17 protein-coding genes and 1 tRNA gene are annotated in these 19,059 nt (G+C 72.4%); 4 read left to right on the top strand and 14 right to left on the bottom strand.

Features of this window, described 5'->3' with window-relative positions; genetic code table 11:
* Positions 1 to 8: 8 nt before the first annotated feature.
* Together ACZ4SW_RS03220 and ACZ4SW_RS03215 are read right to left on the bottom strand one after the other, a co-directional pair.
* Complete coding sequence (locus tag ACZ4SW_RS03220; protein ID WP_468237197.1) at positions 9 to 2,246, bottom strand: MMPL family transporter; 2,238 nt, start codon at positions 2,244 to 2,246, stop codon at positions 9 to 11.
* A gap of 100 nt (positions 2,247 to 2,346) precedes the next feature.
* A complete protein-coding gene (locus ACZ4SW_RS03215; protein ID WP_468237194.1) occupies positions 2,347 to 2,946 on the bottom strand; it encodes a TetR/AcrR family transcriptional regulator in 600 nt (199 codons plus the stop codon).
* A gap of 212 nt (positions 2,947 to 3,158) precedes the next feature.
* Between ACZ4SW_RS03215 and ACZ4SW_RS03210 the strand changes: the two genes are divergently transcribed.
* A complete protein-coding gene (locus ACZ4SW_RS03210) occupies positions 3,159 to 6,437 on the top strand; it encodes a S41 family peptidase (RefSeq protein WP_468237192.1) in 3,279 nt (1,092 codons plus the stop codon).
* A gap of 77 nt (positions 6,438 to 6,514) precedes the next feature.
* Here the strand turns inward: ACZ4SW_RS03210 and ACZ4SW_RS03205 are convergent, their stop codons facing one another.
* The 4 genes from ACZ4SW_RS03205 to ACZ4SW_RS03190 all read right to left on the bottom strand — a co-directional run bounded on the left by ACZ4SW_RS03205 (position 6,515) and on the right by ACZ4SW_RS03190 (position 10,116).
* A complete protein-coding gene (locus ACZ4SW_RS03205; RefSeq protein WP_388997945.1) occupies positions 6,515 to 6,709 on the bottom strand; it encodes a hypothetical protein in 195 nt (64 codons plus the stop codon).
* Positions 6,710 to 6,785: 76 nt separating this feature from the next.
* Positions 6,786 to 7,670: an SDR family oxidoreductase gene (locus ACZ4SW_RS03200; RefSeq protein ID WP_468237189.1), complete on the bottom strand. Its 885-nt coding sequence runs from the start codon at positions 7,668 to 7,670 to the stop codon at positions 6,786 to 6,788.
* A complete protein-coding gene (locus ACZ4SW_RS03195) occupies positions 7,667 to 8,602 on the bottom strand; it encodes an alpha/beta fold hydrolase (RefSeq protein ID WP_468237187.1) in 936 nt (311 codons plus the stop codon). The genes ACZ4SW_RS03200 and ACZ4SW_RS03195 overlap by 4 nt, the downstream gene beginning before the upstream one ends.
* Positions 8,599 to 10,116: a flavin-containing monooxygenase gene (locus ACZ4SW_RS03190; RefSeq protein ID WP_468237185.1), complete on the bottom strand. Its 1,518-nt coding sequence runs from the start codon at positions 10,114 to 10,116 to the stop codon at positions 8,599 to 8,601. Before ACZ4SW_RS03190 ends, ACZ4SW_RS03195 begins: the two co-directional genes overlap by 4 nt.
* A gap of 164 nt (positions 10,117 to 10,280) precedes the next feature.
* Here ACZ4SW_RS03190 and ACZ4SW_RS03185 point away from each other — a divergent pair, with 164 nt between their 5' ends.
* A complete protein-coding gene (locus ACZ4SW_RS03185) occupies positions 10,281 to 10,910 on the top strand; it encodes a MerR family transcriptional regulator (protein WP_468237594.1) in 630 nt (209 codons plus the stop codon).
* Here the strand turns inward: ACZ4SW_RS03185 and ACZ4SW_RS03180 are convergent.
* The gene (locus ACZ4SW_RS03180; RefSeq protein ID WP_468237182.1) at positions 10,898 to 11,749 is read right to left on the bottom strand and encodes an exodeoxyribonuclease III; all 852 of its coding nucleotides are present in this window, start codon (positions 11,747 to 11,749) and stop codon (positions 10,898 to 10,900) included. The two genes, ACZ4SW_RS03185 and ACZ4SW_RS03180, sit on opposite strands and share 13 nt — an antisense overlap.
* 18 nt (positions 11,750 to 11,767) lie before the next feature.
* On the opposite strand from ACZ4SW_RS03180, the gene ACZ4SW_RS03175 reads away from it, so the two are divergent.
* Complete coding sequence (locus ACZ4SW_RS03175) at positions 11,768 to 12,244, top strand: GNAT family N-acetyltransferase (protein ID WP_468237180.1); 477 nt, start codon at positions 11,768 to 11,770, stop codon at positions 12,242 to 12,244.
* A gap of 134 nt (positions 12,245 to 12,378) precedes the next feature.
* Here ACZ4SW_RS03175 and ACZ4SW_RS03170 read toward each other — a convergent pair.
* The 7 genes from ACZ4SW_RS03170 to galU all read right to left on the bottom strand — a co-directional run bounded on the left by ACZ4SW_RS03170 (position 12,379) and on the right by galU (position 18,132).
* A tRNA-Ala gene (locus ACZ4SW_RS03170) sits at positions 12,379 to 12,452 on the bottom strand.
* Between the two features lie 278 nt (positions 12,453 to 12,730).
* Complete coding sequence (gene sepX, locus ACZ4SW_RS03165) at positions 12,731 to 13,906, bottom strand: divisome protein SepX/GlpR (RefSeq protein WP_468237177.1); 1,176 nt, start codon at positions 13,904 to 13,906, stop codon at positions 12,731 to 12,733.
* A 184-nt stretch (positions 13,907 to 14,090) separates the two neighbouring features.
* Entirely contained in the window at positions 14,091 to 14,693 is a 603-nt protein-coding gene (locus ACZ4SW_RS03160; RefSeq protein WP_468237174.1) for a GNAT family N-acetyltransferase, read from the bottom strand.
* A gap of 26 nt (positions 14,694 to 14,719) precedes the next feature.
* Positions 14,720 to 15,301: a MogA/MoaB family molybdenum cofactor biosynthesis protein gene (locus ACZ4SW_RS03155; RefSeq protein WP_468237171.1), complete on the bottom strand. Its 582-nt coding sequence runs from the start codon at positions 15,299 to 15,301 to the stop codon at positions 14,720 to 14,722.
* On the bottom strand, positions 15,298 to 15,777 hold the full coding sequence (gene moaC, locus ACZ4SW_RS03150; RefSeq protein WP_468237169.1) for a cyclic pyranopterin monophosphate synthase MoaC: 480 nt from the start codon (positions 15,775 to 15,777) through the stop codon (positions 15,298 to 15,300). The genes ACZ4SW_RS03155 and moaC overlap by 4 nt, the downstream gene beginning before the upstream one ends.
* A 125-nt stretch (positions 15,778 to 15,902) precedes the next feature.
* Positions 15,903 to 17,225 (bottom strand): molybdotransferase-like divisome protein Glp, encoded by a 1,323-nt coding sequence (glp, locus tag ACZ4SW_RS03145; RefSeq protein ID WP_468237166.1) that lies wholly within the window; start codon positions 17,223 to 17,225, stop codon positions 15,903 to 15,905.
* Positions 17,226 to 17,229: 4 nt separating this feature from the next.
* On the bottom strand, positions 17,230 to 18,132 hold the full coding sequence (gene galU, locus ACZ4SW_RS03140; RefSeq protein ID WP_468237164.1) for a UTP--glucose-1-phosphate uridylyltransferase GalU: 903 nt from the start codon (positions 18,130 to 18,132) through the stop codon (positions 17,230 to 17,232).
* Positions 18,133 to 18,236: 104 nt separating this feature from the next.
* Here galU and ACZ4SW_RS03135 point away from each other — a divergent pair, with 104 nt between their 5' ends.
* Positions 18,237 to 18,851 carry a 5-formyltetrahydrofolate cyclo-ligase gene (locus ACZ4SW_RS03135; RefSeq protein WP_468237162.1) on the top strand — a complete coding sequence of 205 codons (615 nt, stop codon included), beginning with the start codon at positions 18,237 to 18,239 and terminating at the stop codon, positions 18,849 to 18,851.
* Positions 18,852 to 19,059 lie beyond the last annotated feature (208 nt).

The following is a 19,059-nucleotide window of genomic DNA, read 5'->3' as shown; positions in this document are numbered from 1 at the left end:
CCGGTCGGTCAGACCCCGACGAGCTCCCGGTCCTGGTCCGGATCGGCGTCCGGGTCCCTGCGGCCGTCGGCGTCCGCGGACGTCCGCAGGGCCTCGCCCTCCACGTCCACGTTCGGCAGTGCGCGGTCCAGCCACTTCGGCAGCCACCACGCCCGGCGGCCCAGCAGCGCCAGTACCGCCGGAACCAGTGCCATCCGGACCACGAACGCGTCGAAGAACACCGCGATCGCCAGGCCGAAGCCGATCATCTTGATCATGGACTCGCTGGAGCCGATGAAGCCGGAGAACACCGCGATCATGATGACGGCCGCCGCCGTCACCACCCGCGCCCCGTGCCGGAAGCCGGTCACGATCGCCTGGCCGGGGGTCTCCCCGTGGACGTACGCCTCACGCATACGGGTGACGAGGAAGACCTCGTAGTCCATCGCCAGGCCGAACACCACGCCCACCATGAAGATCGGCATCATCGACATGATCGGGCCGGTCTGCTCGACGCCCAGCAGGCCGGACAGCCAGCCCCACTGGAACACCGCGACCACCGCACCGAGCGCCGCCGTCACCGAGAGCAGGAAGCCGAGCGCCGCCTTCAGCGGGACGAGGATCGAGCGGAAGACCACGATCAGCAGCAGGAACGCCAGGCCGACCACCAGCGCCAGGTAGGGCAGCAGTGCGTCGTTCAGCTTCTGCGAGAAGTCGATGTTCATCGCCGTCGTGCCGGTGACCAGCAGCCTGGCGTCCGTCTTCCCGGCCGGCCCGGCCCCGGTGTCCCGGATGCCGTGCACCAGGTCCTCGGTGGTCGTGGAGGACGGCTGGGAGCCGGGGACGACCGTGATCATCGCCGTGTCGCCCGCCTTGTTGAACGTCGCGGGCGTGACCGTCGTGACGTCCTTCAGGCCCTTGATGTCGTCGGTCACCGTCGCGACCGCCGCCTTCGGGTCGTGGCTCTGCTTCGCGTCGACCACCACCACCAGCGGCCCGTTGAAGCCGGGCCCGAAGCCCTCCGACAGCAGGTCGTAGGCCCGGCGCTGCGTCGTGGACGTCGGCTGCGAACCGTCGTCCGGCAGACCCAGCTCCAGCTTCGACGCCGGAAGGGCCGCCGCGCCCAGACCGATCACGCCGAGCAGCAGGACGGCGACCGGGCGGCGCACGACGAAGCTCGCCCAGCGCGTGCCCATGTTCGGCCTGTCCTTCGCACCGGCGGTGGCCCGGCCGCCGCCCAGCAGCCTGCTCTTCTCGCCCGCCGGCTTGACCCTGCGGCCCGCATAGCCGAGCAGCGCCGGGACCATCGTCAGCGCGATCAGCACCGCGACGGCCACGGTGCCGGCCGCCGCGACGCCCATCTTCGTCAGCATCGGGATGTTCACGACCGCCAGGCCCACCAGCGCGATGACCACGGTCAGGCCGGCGAAGACCACCGCCGAGCCCGCGGTGCCGACCGCCCGGCCCGCCGCCTCCTCGCGCTCCCGGCCCTCGGCCAGCTCGGCCCGGTAGCGGGAGACGATGAACAGCGCGTAGTCGATGCCGACCGCGAGGCCGATCATCATGGCCAGCGTGGAGGTCGTGGTGCCGAGGTCCAGCGCGTTCGCCAGCGCCGTGATCGTGGAGACGCCGATACCGACGCCGATCAGGGCCGTGAGCAGCGGCAGCCCGGCCGCCACCAGCGAGCCGAAGGTGATGACGAGGACGACCGCGGCGACCGCGATGCCGATGACCTCGGTCGCGCCCGTCTCCGGTGCGGCCGACAGCGCGTCGCCGCCGACCTCGACGGTCAGCCCGGCGTCCCGCGCGTGCTGCGCCGCGTGCTGCAGGGCGTCCTTCGAGGAGTCCTTCAGCTCCATCCCGGAGACCTTGTACTTCACCTGCGCGTACGCGATCGTGCCGCTCTTGCTGACGGCGTGCGCGGTGAACGGGTCGGCCACGGAGACGACTTCGGAGCCGGAGCGCAGCTCACCGACGGTCTTCTCGACGACCGCCTTGTTGTCCTTGGCCGTCACCTTCTCGCCGGCGGGCGCCTTGAAGACGACGCGGGCGGTCGCGCCGTCGGCGCTCATGCCCGGGTAGCGCTGTTCCAGCAGGTCGAAGGCCTTCTGGGCCTCGGTGCCGGGGATGGAGAAGGAGGAGGATCCCGCCGCCGGTGCGCCGGCGGCGCCGACGCCCGCGAGCGTCAGCAGCGCCACCCAGATCAGGGCGACGAAGTGCCGTCGCCGGAAGGCTAGACGGCCGAGTCTGTGCAGAAACGTGGCCACGAGGGCGTACTCCCGGTCAGTCGTGGGTTTTCAGGGCAGGGGTGATCAGCCCGACGACGTGAGCGGAGACGTCAGGTAGGGGGCCGGCTGGGGGGACGTGTCAGATGGTGGGCGCGCCGAGGGCGGGGAGGACCACGGCGTCGATGTACGAACGCAGGAAGGCCTGGGTCGGCGGCTGGTCGTCGATGAGGGCGCGCGTGGCGAACGCGCCGATCATCATGTGCACCACGTAGGGCAGTGCGGGGTTGTCGGCGCGGATCTCCCCGCGGTCGACGGCCCGCTGCAGCACGCGCCCGAACTCCTCCATCTCCGGTTGCACGATGTGTTCCCGGAACGCCTTGAGGAGGTCGGGGTTGGTGTGCGTCGCCATGGCAAGACCCCGCATCAGGGCGTGGTTCTGCTCCATGGTGCAGTCGTCCTGGTGTGTCGCGAGGGCGTGGAAATCGCCCCGCAGGGACCCGGTGTCGGCGTCCTGGAAGCGGCTCGGCTTGCCGTGCCGGATCGCTCGTGCCACCAGCTCGGCCTTGCCGCCCCACTGGCGGTAGAGCGTCGCCTTGCTGGACCGGGTGCGGGCGGCGACGGCGTCCATGGTCAGGGCGTCGTAACCGACTTCGCGGAGCAGGTCGAGCACGGCCTCGTACAACTCGGCCTCACGCTCGGGGGTGATCCGACTACGACGCCCTGTCGCGACATCGGTCATGCGACTCACCTCTCCTGCTCGGCGGTTCCCGCTGCCCGCCCGGAGCGGCAGGGCTCCGAACGAGACTGTTTCGTACATCCATGACGATACCCCGCCCCCGAGCGAAACGAAACAGTTTCGTACGTGTCTTGGGTCACGCGGCTGCGGGCCTCCTCGCCGACACACCCCCCGTACGAGTTGCCGCGCCCCGCCCCCCGTCAAAGCATGGGTAGGTGAACGAAGCGCGCGACGCGTACGAGAACGCACCCGGCTACCTCCGGTTCCCGCACCTGCACGGCGACCGCCTGTGCTTCGCCGCAGAGGACGACCTGTGGACGGCCCCGCTGGACGGGTCGGTCCGTGCCTGGCGGCTCACCGTGGACCGTACGAAGATCGGACACCCCCGCTTCTCGCCGGACGGACGGTTCATCGCGTACACGAGCTGGCGCAGCCTGTTCCCGGAGATCCATCTGACGCCGGTGGACGGCGGCCCCGGCCGGCGGCTGACCTACTGGGGCAGCGTGGACACCCGGGTGTGCGGCTGGACACCGGAGGGCGACCTCCTCGCCGTCGCCTCGCACGGCGAGCCCTTCTCGCACTACACCTTCGCCTACAAGGTCCCCACCGACGGCGACCCCGGCGGCAAGCTGCCCTGGGGCCCGGTCTCCGACATCGCGGTGGCCGACATCGACGGCGAACACAAGACGTTGCTGCTCACCGGCACGCCCCCGCACGAACCGGCCTCCTGGAAGCGCTACCGGGGCGGCGCCACGGGCCGGCTGTGGCTGCACGGGCAGCGGCTGCTCGCCGGCCTCGAGGGGCACCTCGCCTCGCCGATGTTCGTCGGCGGGCGGATCGCGTTCCTCTCCGACCACGAGGGCATCGGCAACCTGTACTCGTGCGCGTACGACGGCTCCGACCTGCGCCGCCACACCGACCACGACGGCTTCTACGCCCGGCACGCCGCGAGCGACGGCACGCGGGTGGTGTACCAGTGCGCGGGCGACCTGTGGATCGTCGACGACCTGTCCCCCGACTCGGTCCCGCGCCGCCTGGACGTGCGCCTGGGCGGACCGCGCGCCGGACGCCGCACGTACCAGGTGCCGGCCGCGCAGCACGTGGACGGGATCTCCGTGGACGAGACCGGCCGGGCCAGCGCCGTGGTCGTCCGCGGCAGCCTGTACTGGCTCACGCACCGGGACGGCCCCGCCCGCACGATCACGGACACCCCCGGCGTGCGCATCCGGCTGCCGGAGATGCTGGGCGTCGGCGGGCAGATCGCGTACGTCACGGACGCCGAGGGCGACGACGCGATCGAGATCGCCTACCTGCCGCGGGCCTCGGGCGACCGCGGGCCGCGCCGGCTGGCCTCCGGGCATCTGGGACGCGTCCTGGAGATGGTGGCGGACCCCCAGGGCGAACGGCTCGCGATCGCCTCCAACGACGGACGGCTGCTGCTCGTCACCGTGGCCGACGAGGAGTCCGCCGGCGAAGAGCCACCGGGCGTGGTCACGGAGCTGGCCCGCTCGGACAACGGGCCGGTACGGGACCTGGCGTTCTCCCCCGACGGGGCGTGGCTGACGTGGTCGCACCCGGGCATCGGCCGGTCGCTCAGGCACATCAAACTGGCCCGCATAAAGGACCGGTTGATCGTCGACGTCACCGGCGGCCGCTTCGAGGACGAGAACCCGGTGTTCACCCGGGACGGCCGCTTTCTGGCGTTCCTGTCCTGGCGCGGCTTCGACCCGGTGTACGACGTGCACACCGGGGACCTGTCCTTCCCCCTCGGCTGCCGCCCGTACCTGGTCCCGCTGTCCTCCGCGACCCCCTCCCCCTTCGCGCTCAACCCGGAGGGGCGGCCCGCGGCCGGCGGTCTGGACCCGGCGGAGGACGAGGAGGAGGGCGGGGGCGTGGTGACCGTGGAGGTGGAGGGGCTGGAGAACCGGGTGACGCCGTTCCCGGTCACGGCCTCGAAGTACTCCGAGCTGCGTCCGGTCGCGGGCGGCGGCCTGGTGTGGCTGCGCTGGCCGATCTCCGGCGCGCTGGGCGAGACCTTCGTCAACCCGGACGACGTCTCCGGCCGGCCCACCCTGGAGCACTTCAACCTCAGCAAGGCGAAGAAGTCCGAACTGGTCGCCCACCTGGACTGGTTCGCGGTGAGCGGGGACGGCACGCGGCTGGTGGTCGTCGACGAGGGCGACCTGCGGGCGGTGCCGTCGACCGAGTCCGGCGACTCGGACACGACGGTGTGGATCGACGCCCGCCGGATCATGCACGAGGTGGACCCGGGCGCGGAGTGGCGGCAGGCGTACGCGGAGGCGGGCCGGCTCATCCGGGCCTACTTCTGGGAGCCGGACATGTGCGGGATCGACTGGGACGCGGTCCTGGAGCAGTACCGCCCGCTGGTCGAACGGGTCGCCTCCCCGGACGAGTTCGCGGACCTGCTGCGCGAGGTGCTGGGCGAGCTGGGCACCTCGCACGCCTACGTGGCGGCGGCCCGGCGCAACGAGGGCCCGCCGCACTACCAGCGCTACCAGGGCCTGCTGGGCGCCAACTTCGTGCGGCGTGACGGGCGTTGGGTGGTGAAGCGGATCCTGCCCGGGGAGTCGTCGGACTCCAAGGCGCGCTCGCCGCTCGCGGGCACCGGCATCCGCGAGGGCGCCGTGCTGTCCCAGGTGGACGGGCGGCCGGTGGACCCGGTGGCGGGACCGTATCCGCTGCTGGCGGGGGCGGGCGGGACGACGGTGGAGCTGACCTTCCTCCCGGCCGACGGGGAGGGCGGGCCCCGTCGCGTGGCCGTGGTGCCGCTGATCGACGAGCGGCCGCTGCGCTACCAGGACTGGGTCGCCAAACGCCGCGCCGTGGTACGGGAGTTGAGCGGCGGCCGCTGCGGATACCTGCACATCCCGGACATGGGGGGCTCGGGCTGGGCGCAGTTCAACCGGGATCTCAGGATGGAGGTCTCGCGTCCGGCGCTGATCGTGGACGTGCGGGGCAACGCGGGCGGCCACATCAGCGAACTCGTGATCGAGAAGCTGACCCGCACCATCCTGGGCTGGGACCTGACGCGCAACGCCCAGCCGGTGTCGTACGCCTCGAACGCCCCGCGCGGACCGATCGTGGCGCTGGCCGACGAGGCGACATCCTCCGACGGCGACATGATCACCGCCGCGTTCAAGCTGCTGAAGCTCGGTCCGGTGGTGGGCCAGCGCACCTGGGGCGGCGTGGTCGGCATGACGGGCCGTCACCGCCTGGGCGACGGCACGGTGATCACGGTGCCGATGAACGCCGCGTGGTTCGACGCCTACGGCTGGTCGGTGGAGAACCGGGGTGTCACCCCCGACGTGGAGATCGAACGCACCCCCGTGGACTGGGCCGAGGGCCGCCACAGGCAACTGTCGGACGCGGTGGAACTGGCCCTGGACCTCCTGGAGACCCAGCCCCCGGCCACCCCGCCGGACTACAGCCGGGTCCCGGACAGAACCCGCCCGAAACTCCCCCCGAGGCCGTGACCGGCTGAACGGCTGTGAAAAGTGGGGCGCCCTCAAAGCAGGGCGCCCCACTCACCGCGGTCGAAGCCGCCGGCAGGTTACCGCTCGCGGTCCCGGTCGAAGCGGTCCTCCGCTTCCTCCTGCATCCGCTGCGCCTCTTCCCGCGACTGCTGGCCCCGCTGCTGACCGCGCTGCTGGGCCTGCTGGCCGCGCTGCTGCGCCTGCTGCTTGGCCTGCTCCATCTTCTGCTTGGCCTGCTGCTTGATCTGCTCGGACTTGTCCTTCATGCCCATGTGGGTTCACTCCCGAAGTGGGTGAGGGGATCGGGCTCGACCAGACTGACATGCAGGAACAAAGCACGCATTTCGATCAGTTACGCACGGTACTCCGCTGCTGCTCATCGGCCTCGCCACCGGCCCCGACGAGCCCCGTGCGCACTCCCTTGAGCCGCGGCTCGAACCGCCGCATCTCCCGCTGCCCCACGGTCGCGACGATGCCCGGCAGATACCCGCGCACGGCCTGCATCCCGCGCAGCCACGCCTGCCCGTACACATGACCCGCCCGCCGCTCGATCCCGGCCACGAGCCGGTCCACCGCGGGCCCCAGCGGATACGTCTTGTTGGACGGCCACGGCAGCCGCTGCCGCAACTCCCGCATCACCTCGTCCCGGTCGGCGCCCCGCACCATGTCCGTGTCGGTCCAGGACAGATAGCCGATCCCGACACGCACGCCCCGGTGCGCGACCTCGGCGCGCAGACTGTGCGCGTACGCCTCCACACCCGACTTGGACGCGCAGTACGCCGTCATCATCGGCGCGGGCGTGATCGCCGCGAGCGAGGCGATCTGGAGGAGGTAGCCCCGGCTCTCGATCAGCGCCGGCAGGAAGGCGCGCGCCGTCACCGCCGAGCCGATCAGGTTGACCTCGATCACCCGCCGCCACGCCTCGGGGTCGGAGTCGGCGAACGGTCCCCCGTTCGCCACACCGGCGTTGGCGACCACGATGTCGACCTTCCCGAACCGCTGCCGCACCTCCCGCGCGACCCGCGCCATCGCCTCGTGGTCGGTGACGTCGGCGTACCAGTGCCCGCCGTCCCCGTACAACTGCTCCGCGACCCCCTTGAGGGCGTCCGCCTCCAGGCCGACCAGCGCGACCGTGGCCCCGCGGGCCGACAGCTTCCGGGCCAGCAGTTCGCCGACACCCCGCGCGGCACCGGTGACGACCGCGACCTGCCCGTTGAGGCTCACCCTGCTCATGCGCCCTCCTTGACCGGCTCGTTCGGCGTGTGCGCCGCGTACGCGGCGACGAGTTCGCGGATCTTCCCGGTGACCAGGTCCGGTGCCTCCACGGGGGTCATGTGGCCGAGCCCCGGCAGCTCCGTGCCACCCACGCAGTGCGGCAGCGCGGCGACCAGCGCCCGCGCGTGCACCGGCGGGGTGAGCCGGTCGGCGGTGCCCACCACGACGGCCGTCGGCACGGTCAACTCCCGTACGGCGTCCTCGAGATCGAGCCCTTCCAGCACGCGCGACCAGGCGTGACGCACCGCGCGTGGGCAGGCGTGCACCACCCGCGCGCACGCCTCCACCATGTCCGGCGTCGCGGCGGCGCCCAGGGTGGCGTACTTGAGGATGCGCCGGGCCACCGGCGTGACCGGACCGAGCGGGGCGCGCGAGCCCAGGATGCGCGCCGTGAGCCGGGTGCGCAGACGCCCGGCGCGCATCGGCACCACCAGCGACTCGGCCACCAGGCGCGCACTGCCCGTACTGCACAACAGGACGGCCGCCGTGTGCGCCCGGAAGCGGGGGCGCGCCGCGGCGGCCAGCACCGTCATCCCGCCCATGGAGTGCCCCACGACCACGGCCCTCTCACCCGGCTCGAGCGTGGCGGCGAGCACCGCTTCCAGATCGTCGGCGAGCGCCTCGGTGGAGCAGGTGGGGCTCGCGGGGCTGCGCCCGTGTCCCCGCTGGTCGTAGGCGATCACCCGGTGGTCGGCGGCTAGGTCCCGGATCTGCGCGGCCCAGAAGGCGGTCGAGCAGGTCCAGCCGTGCACGAGGACCACCGGGGGCGCGCCTTCGGGTCCGTGCACCTCGGCGTGCAGCCTGGCGCCGTCGGCGGACAGGACGGTCAGCTCACGGTCCGGGGCCGGGGGTGCGTAGGGCCCGGTGGCCACCGGTGCCGGGCGCCTCATGCGCCGGCCTCCACGGGCTCCGCGGCCTGCGTGCTCTGCCGGGCGGGCGCCCGCAGCACCTCGTACTCCGCGAGGTTCACGCGCCGCGTCGCCGCCCGGAACTCCGTCGTCGTACCGGGCCAGACGGTGGTGTTGCGGCCGTTCGCGTCGAGGTACCAGCTCGTGCAGCCGCCGGTGCTCCACACCGTGCGGCGCATGCGCTCCTGCACCTTGTGGTTCCAGGCGGCGACGGCGCTCGGGCGGGCGTCGAGCGCGACCCGGCCGCCGAGGACGCGCAACTGCCGCAGGTAGTCGGCCATGTAGTTCAACTGGGACTCGATCACCAGGATCATCGAGGAGTTCCCGAGCCCGGTGTTGGGGCCGATGATCGTCATCCAGTTGGGGAACCCGGTGGCCGAGGCCCCGCGCAGGGCCTGCATCCCGCCCTTCCAGGTCTCCGCGAGCGTCCTGCCGTCGACGCCGACCACCCGCTCGGCGATCGGCATGTCCGTCACGTGGAACCCCGTACCGAAGACAATGGCGTCGACCTCGGCCTCGGTGCCGTCCGCTGCGACGACCGTCCGGCCGCGGACCTCGGCGAGCCCGCTCGCGACGACGTCCACATTCGGCTGCGCGAGCGCCGGATAGTAGTCGCTGGAGAGCAGGATCCGCTTGCAGCCGATGCGGTAGTCGGGGGTCAGTCGGGCGCGCAGGGCCGGGTCCTTGATGGCGCGGGCCATGTTGGCCTTGGCCAGCTTCTCGACCAGGCCCAGCTCGTTCGGGTGCTTGGTGAACGCCTGGATCTGCAACTCCCGTATGCCCCACAGCAGTCCGCGCCGCAGCCGCGCCGTGGCGGGCAGCGCGCGGTGCAGTGCCCGCTCCGGCCCGCTGATGGCGCGGTCGACGCGGGGCAGCACCCACGGCGGGGTGCGCTGGAAGAGGACGAGTTTCGCGACGCCGGGCTGGATGGCCGGCACGATCTGGATCGCGGAGGCCCCGGTGCCGACCATGGCGACCCGCTTGCCGCGCAGGTCCTGGCCGTGGTCCCAGCGGGCGGAGTGGAAGACCGCGCCGGGGAAGGAGTCGAGGCCGGGGATGTCCGGGATCTTCGGGTCGGAGAGCGGGCCGGTGGCGGAGACGACGACGTCAGCGCTGAGCGACCCGCTGCTGGTCTCGATGTCCCAGCGCAGCTTCTGCGCGTCCCAGGTCATCAGCTTCACCTCGCTGTGGAAGCGGATGTGCGGCCGCAGCCCGAAGACGTCCGCCACATGCTCCAGGTACGCGCGGATGTGTTCCTGGCCGGAGAAGGTGCGCGGCCAGTCGGGGTGGGGAGCGAACGAGAACGAGTAGAGGTGGGAGGGGACGTCGCAGGCGCAGCCCGGGTAGGTGTTGTCGCGCCAGGTGCCGCCCACCGCGTCCGCCCGTTCCAGGACCACGAAGTCGGTGATCCCCTCCCGGCGCAGTCGCACGGCGGCACCGAGCCCGCCGAACCCCGTCCCGATCACCGCCACCCGTACATGCTCGTGCTCGGCCATCCCGCAGCCTCCCGCCGCTCCGCATGAATCTGCCAGTAATCACTGGCGCAGTGGGAGCGTAGGGCAGCGGCGTACCGATGGGTAGGGGTCGGAACAAGGAAGTTACCGACGGTACGACGTAGGGTGCGGGCGTGGCAGGCAACGGGGAGCGACGCGAGTACCGCATGGAGGAGCTGGCCGGAAAGGCCGGCATCACGGTGCGCACCCTGCGCTTCTACCGCGAACGCAAACTGATCCACCCGCCGCGCCGCGAGGGCCGTATCGCCTGGTACGACGACACCCACCTGGCCCGGCTGCGCACGATCTCCGCGCTGCTGGAACGCGGTCACACCCTCAGCGGCATCGCGGAGCTCGCGGAGGCCTTCGACCACGGCCGCAACGTCGGCGAGTTGCTCGGCCTGGGCACGCCCACCGAGGAGACCCCGGTCCGGCTCACCCCGGAGGCGCTGGCCGACGTCTTCGGCGACCAGGCCACACCGGAGAACCTCTCCGCCGCACTCGAACTGGGGTACCTCGGCACGGACGGCGGCGAGATCGTGCACGTCAGCCGCCGACTGCTGGACGTCTCGGCGGCCCTGGTCCGCGAGGGCATCCCGCTGGCGGACGTCCTGGCCGCCGCCCGCCGCGTCCGCGAGCACGCGGAGGCGCTGGCGGAGGTCTTCGCGGACCTGATGACCGCCCACGACCGCACGCCGGAGGACGCCCGGCGCCTGCGCCCCCTGGCGAAGAGCGTGGCGGAGGCGGAACTGTCACTGGCGCTGGACCGGCGGCTGCGGGGCGATCAGAGGTCGTAGACCACCGTCACCGGGGCGTGGTCCGACCAGCGCGCGGTGTGCGTCGCCGCCCGCTCCACATACGCCTTGACCGCCCTGGCGGCGAGATTCGGCGTCGTGACCTGGTAGTCGATGCGCCAACCGGTGTCGTTGTCGAAGGCGCGCCCGCGGTACGACCACCACGTGTACGGCCCCTCCGCATCGGGATGCAGCGACCGCACGACGTCGACGTACCCGCCGTCCTCGGGGTCGAAGACCCGCCCCAGCCACTCCCGTTCCTCGGGCAGGAAGCCGGAGTTCTTCCGGTTGCCGCGCCAGTTCTTCAGGTCGGCCTCGCGGTGGGCGATGTTCCAGTCACCGCAGACGACGACCTCGCGCCCGTCGGCGGCGGCCCGCTCCCGCGACTCCTTGAGATGGCCGAGGAACTCGGCCATGAACCGGACCTTCTCGTCCTGCCGTTCGGTGCCGACCTCGCCCGAGGGCAGGTACAGGCTGGCGACGGTGACACCGGGCAGATCGGCCTCGACGTACCGCCCGCTGCCGTCGAACTCGGCCGACCCGAACCCGATCCGCACCCGGTCGGGCTCGCGCCGCGTGTACAGCGCCACCCCGGCGCGGCCCTTCGCGGCGGCGGGGGCGTGGACGACGTGCCAGCCGTCGGGCGCCCCGGCGGCCTCGGGGATCTGCCCGGGCTCGGCACGCACCTCCTGGAGGCACAGCACATCGGCGGAGGTACCGTCGAGCCACTCCACGAAGCCCTTCTTCGCGGCGGCACGGATCCCGTTGACGTTCACGGAGGTCACAGTGAGCACCCGCGAACGATACCGGCAGCCCGACACGGCCCCCGACGGTATTCGCATAGTTGTACGCTTTCCGGCGTGATTATTCGCCGTGCCTCCTTCGACCACCCCGACGCCGTCAGGCTCAACGACCTGGTTCAGGCCGAGTACCACGTGCGCTACGGCGACGGTGGCGACGCCACGTACCTGGATCCGGCGATGTTCGTGCCGCCGGCCGGCCTCTACCTGATCGCGTACGACGAACAGGGCCGTCCCGTGGCCACCGGCGGCTGGCGCTCCCAGGAGAAGAACGAGGAGGGGTACGCGGACGGGGACGCGGAACTCAAGCGGATGTTCGTCGTGGAGGAGATGCGCGGCCGGGGTCTGGCGCGCCGGATCCTCGCCGCCCTGGAGGACGACGCCCGCGCGGCCGGCCGTACCCGGATGGTTCTGGAGACGGGCACGAAGCAGCCGGAGGCGGTGGCCCTGTACACCTCCAGCGGCTACGAGCCGTGCGCCAAGTTCGGCTACTACCGCTTCCACGAAGAGAGCCTGTGCTTCGCGAAGCCGCTGTAGGCGCCGGGCGGCCCACCTCACTCGCCTCCCAGCATCACTGAGGGCGGGCGGAGTTGGCGCCGCATGCTTGCGAAAGCAGGACGGCATGGCAGGAGGCCCGCCCCCCCTTACGGGGAGCGGGCCCCCATGCTGCGTGGACCTGAGGGGATTTGAACCCCTGGCCCCCTCGATGCGAACGAGGTGCGCTACCGGACTGCGCCACAGGCCCTTGCAACGAGTGAAACTCTAGCACCCCCATCGCCCGCTCAGGAAATCCGTTCCCCAGCCCCCCCGAGCTGCGGGCATTCATGCCGCCGCAGCCACGCCGGCTGCGCCTCCCCCGAGTGCCTCGACGGCCTGGGGAACCCCCAGGGGCGGCACGGGTGGGCGCCAGGGACGCCCCGGCTCGCAGAGCTTGGGGGAGGCACTCCGTCTGCGCCGGGCCGCGCGCCCCGCCCCCGAACACGGCACAGCTCCGGGCAACCGCACCACGCGCCCGGAGCTCGCTCACTCGTTCGCGGCCCGAGGCCGCTCGCCCTCCTCGTACTGGTCGAACAGCGGCGTCCGTCCCCGCTCCCGCGACCGCCGAGCCGAGGCCGCCCGCCGGGCATCACTCCGGCCGGAGGGATCCGCGTCCGACGTGTCCGCCGTCTCCGGGCGCTCCCCCGCTTCCGGGTCCGCGCCGCCCGCCGAGGGCACCGCCTCCGCCGTACTCGACCGTGCCGAGCTCCACGCGTCCGGCGCCCCGAGATCGACGCTCGGCGTCGCCCGCGGAGCGACCGGCGCGGTCACATACGTCGGCAGCGGCACCGGCACCGGGTCCCAGCTCTCCCCGTGCCCCGGCCTGCGCTGCCGTTCCCGCTGCTGGTCCACCCACTCGGCGTGGTCCGTCTGTTCCACGAGTGCGCGGCGGTCGGCGGCCAGCTCGGACAGTCCGGGGTCGTGCTCCGGCTCGTGGCCGTCCTCCGGCTCGTCCGCGTCGGCAGGGTCGGCCGGGGGCCGCCGCCTCGGCTGCCGCTCCCGCAGCCGCTGCGCCGCCGCCTCGGCCCGCCGCCGGTCCATCGTGTACGTGAACCGCTTCCGCTCCTGCGCCCGCAGATACGCGATGTACGCGCTCAGCAGCACGGCCGGCACACCCGGCGCCCACAGGAACGCGAGCCCTCCGACCGCGGCCACGACCGCGCCGAGCGTGAAGGCGAGGAAGAGCACCACGGTCGTACGCCGTCGGCGTGCGAGCACCTTCGAGCGCCGGGCGCGCGCCATGGCCTCCGCCGAGGAGACCTTCCGCGCCCGGGGCCCACGTCCGCCGGCACCCGGCTCGGCCGCCCGCGACTCTTCCGGCTCGGCCCGCTCCCCCGGCTCCCGCCGGGCCTGGCCCTCCGGCTCCACCCGCGCCCGAGGCTGCCGCTCGGTCGGGGGCATGGCGAAGGCCCGGACGTCCACCGAGCCGGTGACACCGTCCGGCTGCGCGCCGGGCTCCCCCTCTTCGGCGGAGCGCGCTCGCAGGTCCCTGGCGTATCGGCGCTCCATGCCCGCCCGTCCGGACAGCAGCCGGATGGCGGTACTGAAGCGTTCCGTCGGACGAGACTCGTTCAGCTCGTCCTGCCTACGGAGCCACATCGGCACCAAGTAGGCGGCCCAGGCCCCGACAATGACTGCGTAGATGAGGCCGCTGCTGCTCACGTCTCACACGGTAGAGGGGTTTGCGTGAGGCCATCTGCCAATTGGGCCGGTGTGTCGCACGATCTGGCTGATATTTCGAACTTTTTTTGGGATCGATGCGATCAACAGGCCGACCGGGCCGCTAATTCATTGCCCCGAGACGAACACGAGACGATCGCATCCCGATCAAATTCGAACAGACTTTTTATTTTCCGCGGTGGGCCTGCTGAGAGCGTGCCCGGTGCCAGCGTGCCAGCAACCCCTCGGGCACCTCTTCCGCGGTGAGCGCGAAGACCAGATGGTCCCGCCAGGCCCCGTCGATGTGCAGATAACGCGGCCGGAGCCCTTCCTCGCGGAATCCGAGTTTCTCCACGACCCGGCGGCTCGGACCGTTCTCGGGGCGAATGCAGACCTCGATGCGGTGCAGCCCGACGGTGCGGAAGCAGTGGTCGGCTACGAGCGCCACGGCCGTCGGCATCACCCCGCGGCCCGCGACCGCCTCGTCCACCCAGTAGCCGACGTGCCCCGAGCACATGGAGCCCCAGGTGATCCCGGCCACCGTCAACTGCCCCACCAGGCCGCCCTGGTACTCGATGACGAACGGCAGCATCCGGCCCGCCCTGGCCTCACCGCGCAGATGCCGGACCATCTGGCGGTAGGTCGGCCGGTGCGCTGTCGGACCGCCGGGTCCGGGCGGCGGAATGGTCGCCTCCCAGGGCCGCAGCCACTCCCGGTTGCGCCGGTTGACCTCGCGCCAGGCCCGCTGGTCGCGCAGCCGTATCGGCCGGAGGACGACATCGCCGTCCACCAGCTCGACGGGCCAGGATGGGCTGTTCAGCTCGCACCCCCACTCGGTCTGGAGCGGTCCTCGCGGACCGCGGACCCGCCGGCGTCGGTCCGGAGGTGGTCCCCGCCGCGGATCTGGTCGACGGCATGGATCAAAAGGGGCTCCAGGACGGCCAGTCCGTCCCTCACCCCGCCGGTGGACCCCGGCAGATTGACGATCAGCGTCCCGTCGGCGACGCCGGCCAGTCCGCGGGAGAGCGCCGCCGTGGGGACCTTCTCCCTTCCGAACGCCCTGATGGCCTCGGGAATGCCCGGAACCTCGTAGTCGATCACCGCGCGGGTCGCCTCGGGTGTGCGGTCGGTCGGCGACATGCCGGTGCCTCCGGTCGTCACGATCACGTCGTAGCCGGCGCGGGAGCCCTCTTGCAGCGCGTTCTCCACCGGATCGCCGTCCGGGACGACCCTCGGGCCGTCGACCGCGAAGCCGAAGCGGCGAAGCGCCTCGGCGATCAGGGGTCCGCCCTTGTCCTCGTAGACGCCCGCGGCGGCGCGGTTCGACGCGGTCACCACCAGGGCCGAGTACGGCGCCGACAGGGCCCGTCCGGCCGGCGGACCGCCCGGTGCCGTCATGCCCGGCTCCAGTCGCCCGACTTCCCGCCCGTCTTCTCCTCCACACGCACGTCCGTGATCACGGCCCCCTTGTCGACCGCCTTGACCATGTCGATCACGGTGAGCGCCGCGACGCTGACGGCGGTGAGCGCCTCCATCTCGACGCCCGTGCGGTCGGTCGTCTTCACGACGGCCGTGATCTCCACGGCGTCGTCCGCGACCGACAGGTCCAGCTTCACACCCGACACCGCCAGCGGGTGGCACAGGGGGATGAGGTCGGGGGTGCGCTTGGCGCCCATGATGCCCGCGATGCGCGCGGTGGCCAGCGCGTCCCCCTTGGGGACGCCCTCGCCGCGCAGCAGTTCGATCACGCGCGGCGAGACCAGCACACGGCCGCTGGCGCGCGCGGTGCGCTCGGTGACGTCCTTACCGGAGACGTCGACCATGCGGGCCGCCCCCGCGTCATCGATATGGGTCAGTCTGTCCTGCGAACTCATGTGCTGCGGCACTCCCGGTCCGGGCCCGGCGCGCGGGCCTGCTGTGCGCGACACGGTACCGCCAAGTCGCCCCGGGCATCCGGCCCAGGTCCACGGACCGGACGTCTGGAGGGGCGAGGACGCCGTCAGCCGAGCAGGACCACCTCGACCTCCGTGCCGGGCTCGACCGATGTGACGTCCTCGGGCACCACGATGAGGGCGTCCGCCTGGGCGAGGGCCGCGATCAGGTGGGAGCCCGCGCCGCCCACCGGGGTCACCGTGCCGTGGGCGCAGGTGCCGCGCAGGAACTGCCGGCGGCCCGCGGGCGACGTCAGCGCCTTGTCCGCCTCGAGGACCGCTCGGGTCCGGGGGCGGTGCACGTCCGTCAGGCCCATCAGGGTGCGGATCGCCGGGCGTACGAACAGCTCGAAGGAGACGTACGACGACACGGGGTTGCCCGGCAGCGCCAGCAGCGGCGTGTGCTCGGGGCCGATCGAGCCGAAGCCCTGGGGCTTGCCGGGCTGCATCGCGAGCTTGCGGAACTCGACGCCGCCGCCCGCCTCGTCCGCGTCGCCCACGGAGGACAGCGCCTCCTTGACCACGTCGTACGCCCCGACGCTCACTCCCCCGGTGGTGACCATGAGGTCGGCCCGGACGAGCTGGTCTTCGATGGTGGAGCGCAGGGTGTCCGGGTCGTCCGCGACGGCGCCGACCCGGTAGGCGATGGCGCCGGCGTCCCGGGCGGCGGCGGTGAGGGCGAAGCTGTTGGAGTCGTAGATCTGGCCGGCCGCCAGTTCCTCGCCGGGCTGGACGAGTTCGCTGCCGGTGGACAGGATGACCACGCGCGGGCGCGGGCGCACGCGTACGGTGCCGCGGCCGATCGCGGCGAGCAGCGCGATCTGCGGCGGCCCGAGGACGGTCCCGGCCGCGAGGGCGAGGTCGCCGGCCTGTACGTCGCTGCCCTTCGCGCGCACGTGCGCGCGTGCCTCGGCCGCGCGGTGGACCCGCACCTGCCCGGTGGCTCCCTCGGGGCCGAGGCTGCGGGCGCGCATCCCGGAGACGGGGCCGCCGCCCAGCCCGCCGTCGGTCCACTCCACGGGGACGACGGCCTCGGCGCCCGGCGGCAGCGGGGCGCCGGTCATGATGCGCGCGGCCTGGCCGGGCCCTACGTGCAGCAGGTCGGCGGCGCCCGCCGCGACGTCGCCGATCACCGTGAGGACGGCCGGGAACTCCTCGCTCGCGCCCGCGACGTCCGTGACCCGCACCGCGTACCCGTCCATCGAGCTGTTGTCGAACGGCGGCAGGGACAGGGGCACCGTGACGTCGTCGACCAGGACGCAGGCCTGGGCGTCGAGCAGGTTCAGCTCGATCGGCTCCAGGGGGCGGACGGTGGCGAGGATGTCCTCCAGGTGTTCGTCCACCGACCACAGGCGGTCCCGGCCGGTGGTGCGGGTCGCGGCGGCGCTCAAATCGCTACATCTCCTCGGCTACGAAGCTGCGAAGCCAGGTCCGGAAGCCCGGGCCCAGGTCTTCACGTTCGCATGCGAGTCTGACAATGGCACGCAGATAGTCGCCACGGTCGCCGGTGTCATAGCGGCGGCCCTTGAAGACCACGCCGTGCACCGGGCCGCCGACCTTCTCGTCCGCCGCGAGCTGCTGGAGGGCGTCGGTGAGCTGGATCTCGTTGCCGCGGCCGGGCTCGGTCTTGCGCAGGATGTCGAAGATGCGCGGGTCGAGGACGTAGCGGCCGATGACGGCGTAGTTCGACGGGGCGTCCGTCGGGTCCGGCTTCTCGACCAGGCCGGTCACCTGGACGACGTCGCTGTCCTCGGTGGTCTCCACGGCCGCGCAGCCGTAGAGGTGGATCTGCTCGGGCGCGACCTCCATCAGCGCGATGACACTGCCGCCGTGCTGCTCCTGGACCTCGATCATGCGCTTGAGCAGCGGGTCGCGCGGGTCGATCAGGTCGTCGCCGAGGAGGACGGCGAAGGGCTCGCGGCCGACGTGCGGGGCGGCGCACAGGACGGCGTGGCCGAGGCCCTTGGGGTCGCCCTGGCGGACGTAGTGCATGGTGGCGAGGTCGCTGGACTCCCGGACCTTGGCGAGCCGCTCGGCGTCGCCCTTCTTCTCCAGGGCCGACTCGAGCTCGTAGTTGCGGTCGAAGTGGTCCTCGAGCGGGCGCTTGTTGCGACCGGTGACCATCAGTACGTCGTCGAGCCCCGCGGACACGGCCTCCTCGACCACGTACTGGATCGCGGGCTTGTCGACGACCGGCAGCATCTCCTTGGGCGTGGCCTTCGTGGCCGGCAGGAACCGGGTGCCGAGGCCGGCAGCGGGAATGACAGCCTTGGTGATCCTGGGGTGCGACTGAGTCATGTCCGCAACGATATCCGGTGGGTATGTGCGGTAACTGTGGCTCCGCTTAATCCGCTCTCATATGAGCGCATTGTGAACGAGGAGGCCACTGACCTGTGGGTCCCATGGAACGCCAGACGGATTCTGGCAAGCGAAAGTTGCGGCGGGATCTCCTCGCGGTGAGGAACGGATTGACCGCCGGTGACGTGCGGGAAGCCGCGGCCGCGCTGGCCGGGCGGGCACTGGAGCTGCCCGAGTTGGCGCACGCGCGCACGGTGGCCGCGTACGTCTCCGTGGGGAGCGAACCCGGAACGCTCGCGCTCCTGGACGCGCTGCGCACGCGGGGGGTGCGGGTGCTGCTCCCGGTGCTCCTGCCGGACAACGACCTCGACTGGGGGACGTACGCCGGGCCGGAATCCCTGGTGAGCGTGCGGCACGGCGGGCGGATGGCCCTGCTGGAACCGGCGGGCGGACGCCTGGGTCCGGAGGCCGTCCGGGAGGCCGACGCGGTCCTGCTGCCCGGGCTCGCCGTCGACGCCCGCGGCATGCGCCTCGGGCGCGGTGGCGGCTCCTACGACCGTGTGCTGGCCCGCCTGGAGCGTGCGGGGGCCGATCCCGCCCTGGTGGTGCTGCTGTACGACCGGGAGGTCGTCGAGCGCGTCCCCGAGGAGGCGCACGACCGCCCGGTGCACGCCGTGGTGACCCCCTCGGGCGTCCACCGCTTCCCCCGCCGGCCATGAGAGAGCCGCGGACGAGCGAAGGCACGGGTGAGAGCCCATGTGAGAGCGCAGAAGGCGCAGGGGGACATGTGGAAGCGGGGGGGGGGGGGGGGGGGGGGGGGGGGGGGGGGGGGGGGGGGGGGGGGGGGGGGGGGGGGGGGAGGGGGGGGGGGGGGGGTGGTGTGGGGGGGGGGTGGTGGGAGGGGGGGGGGGGAAAGGTGGCGATGGG

The sequence above is a fragment of the Streptomyces sp. NPDC028331 genome, from assembly GCF_055565775.1.
This window is presented reverse-complemented; position numbering and strand designations above follow the sequence as displayed.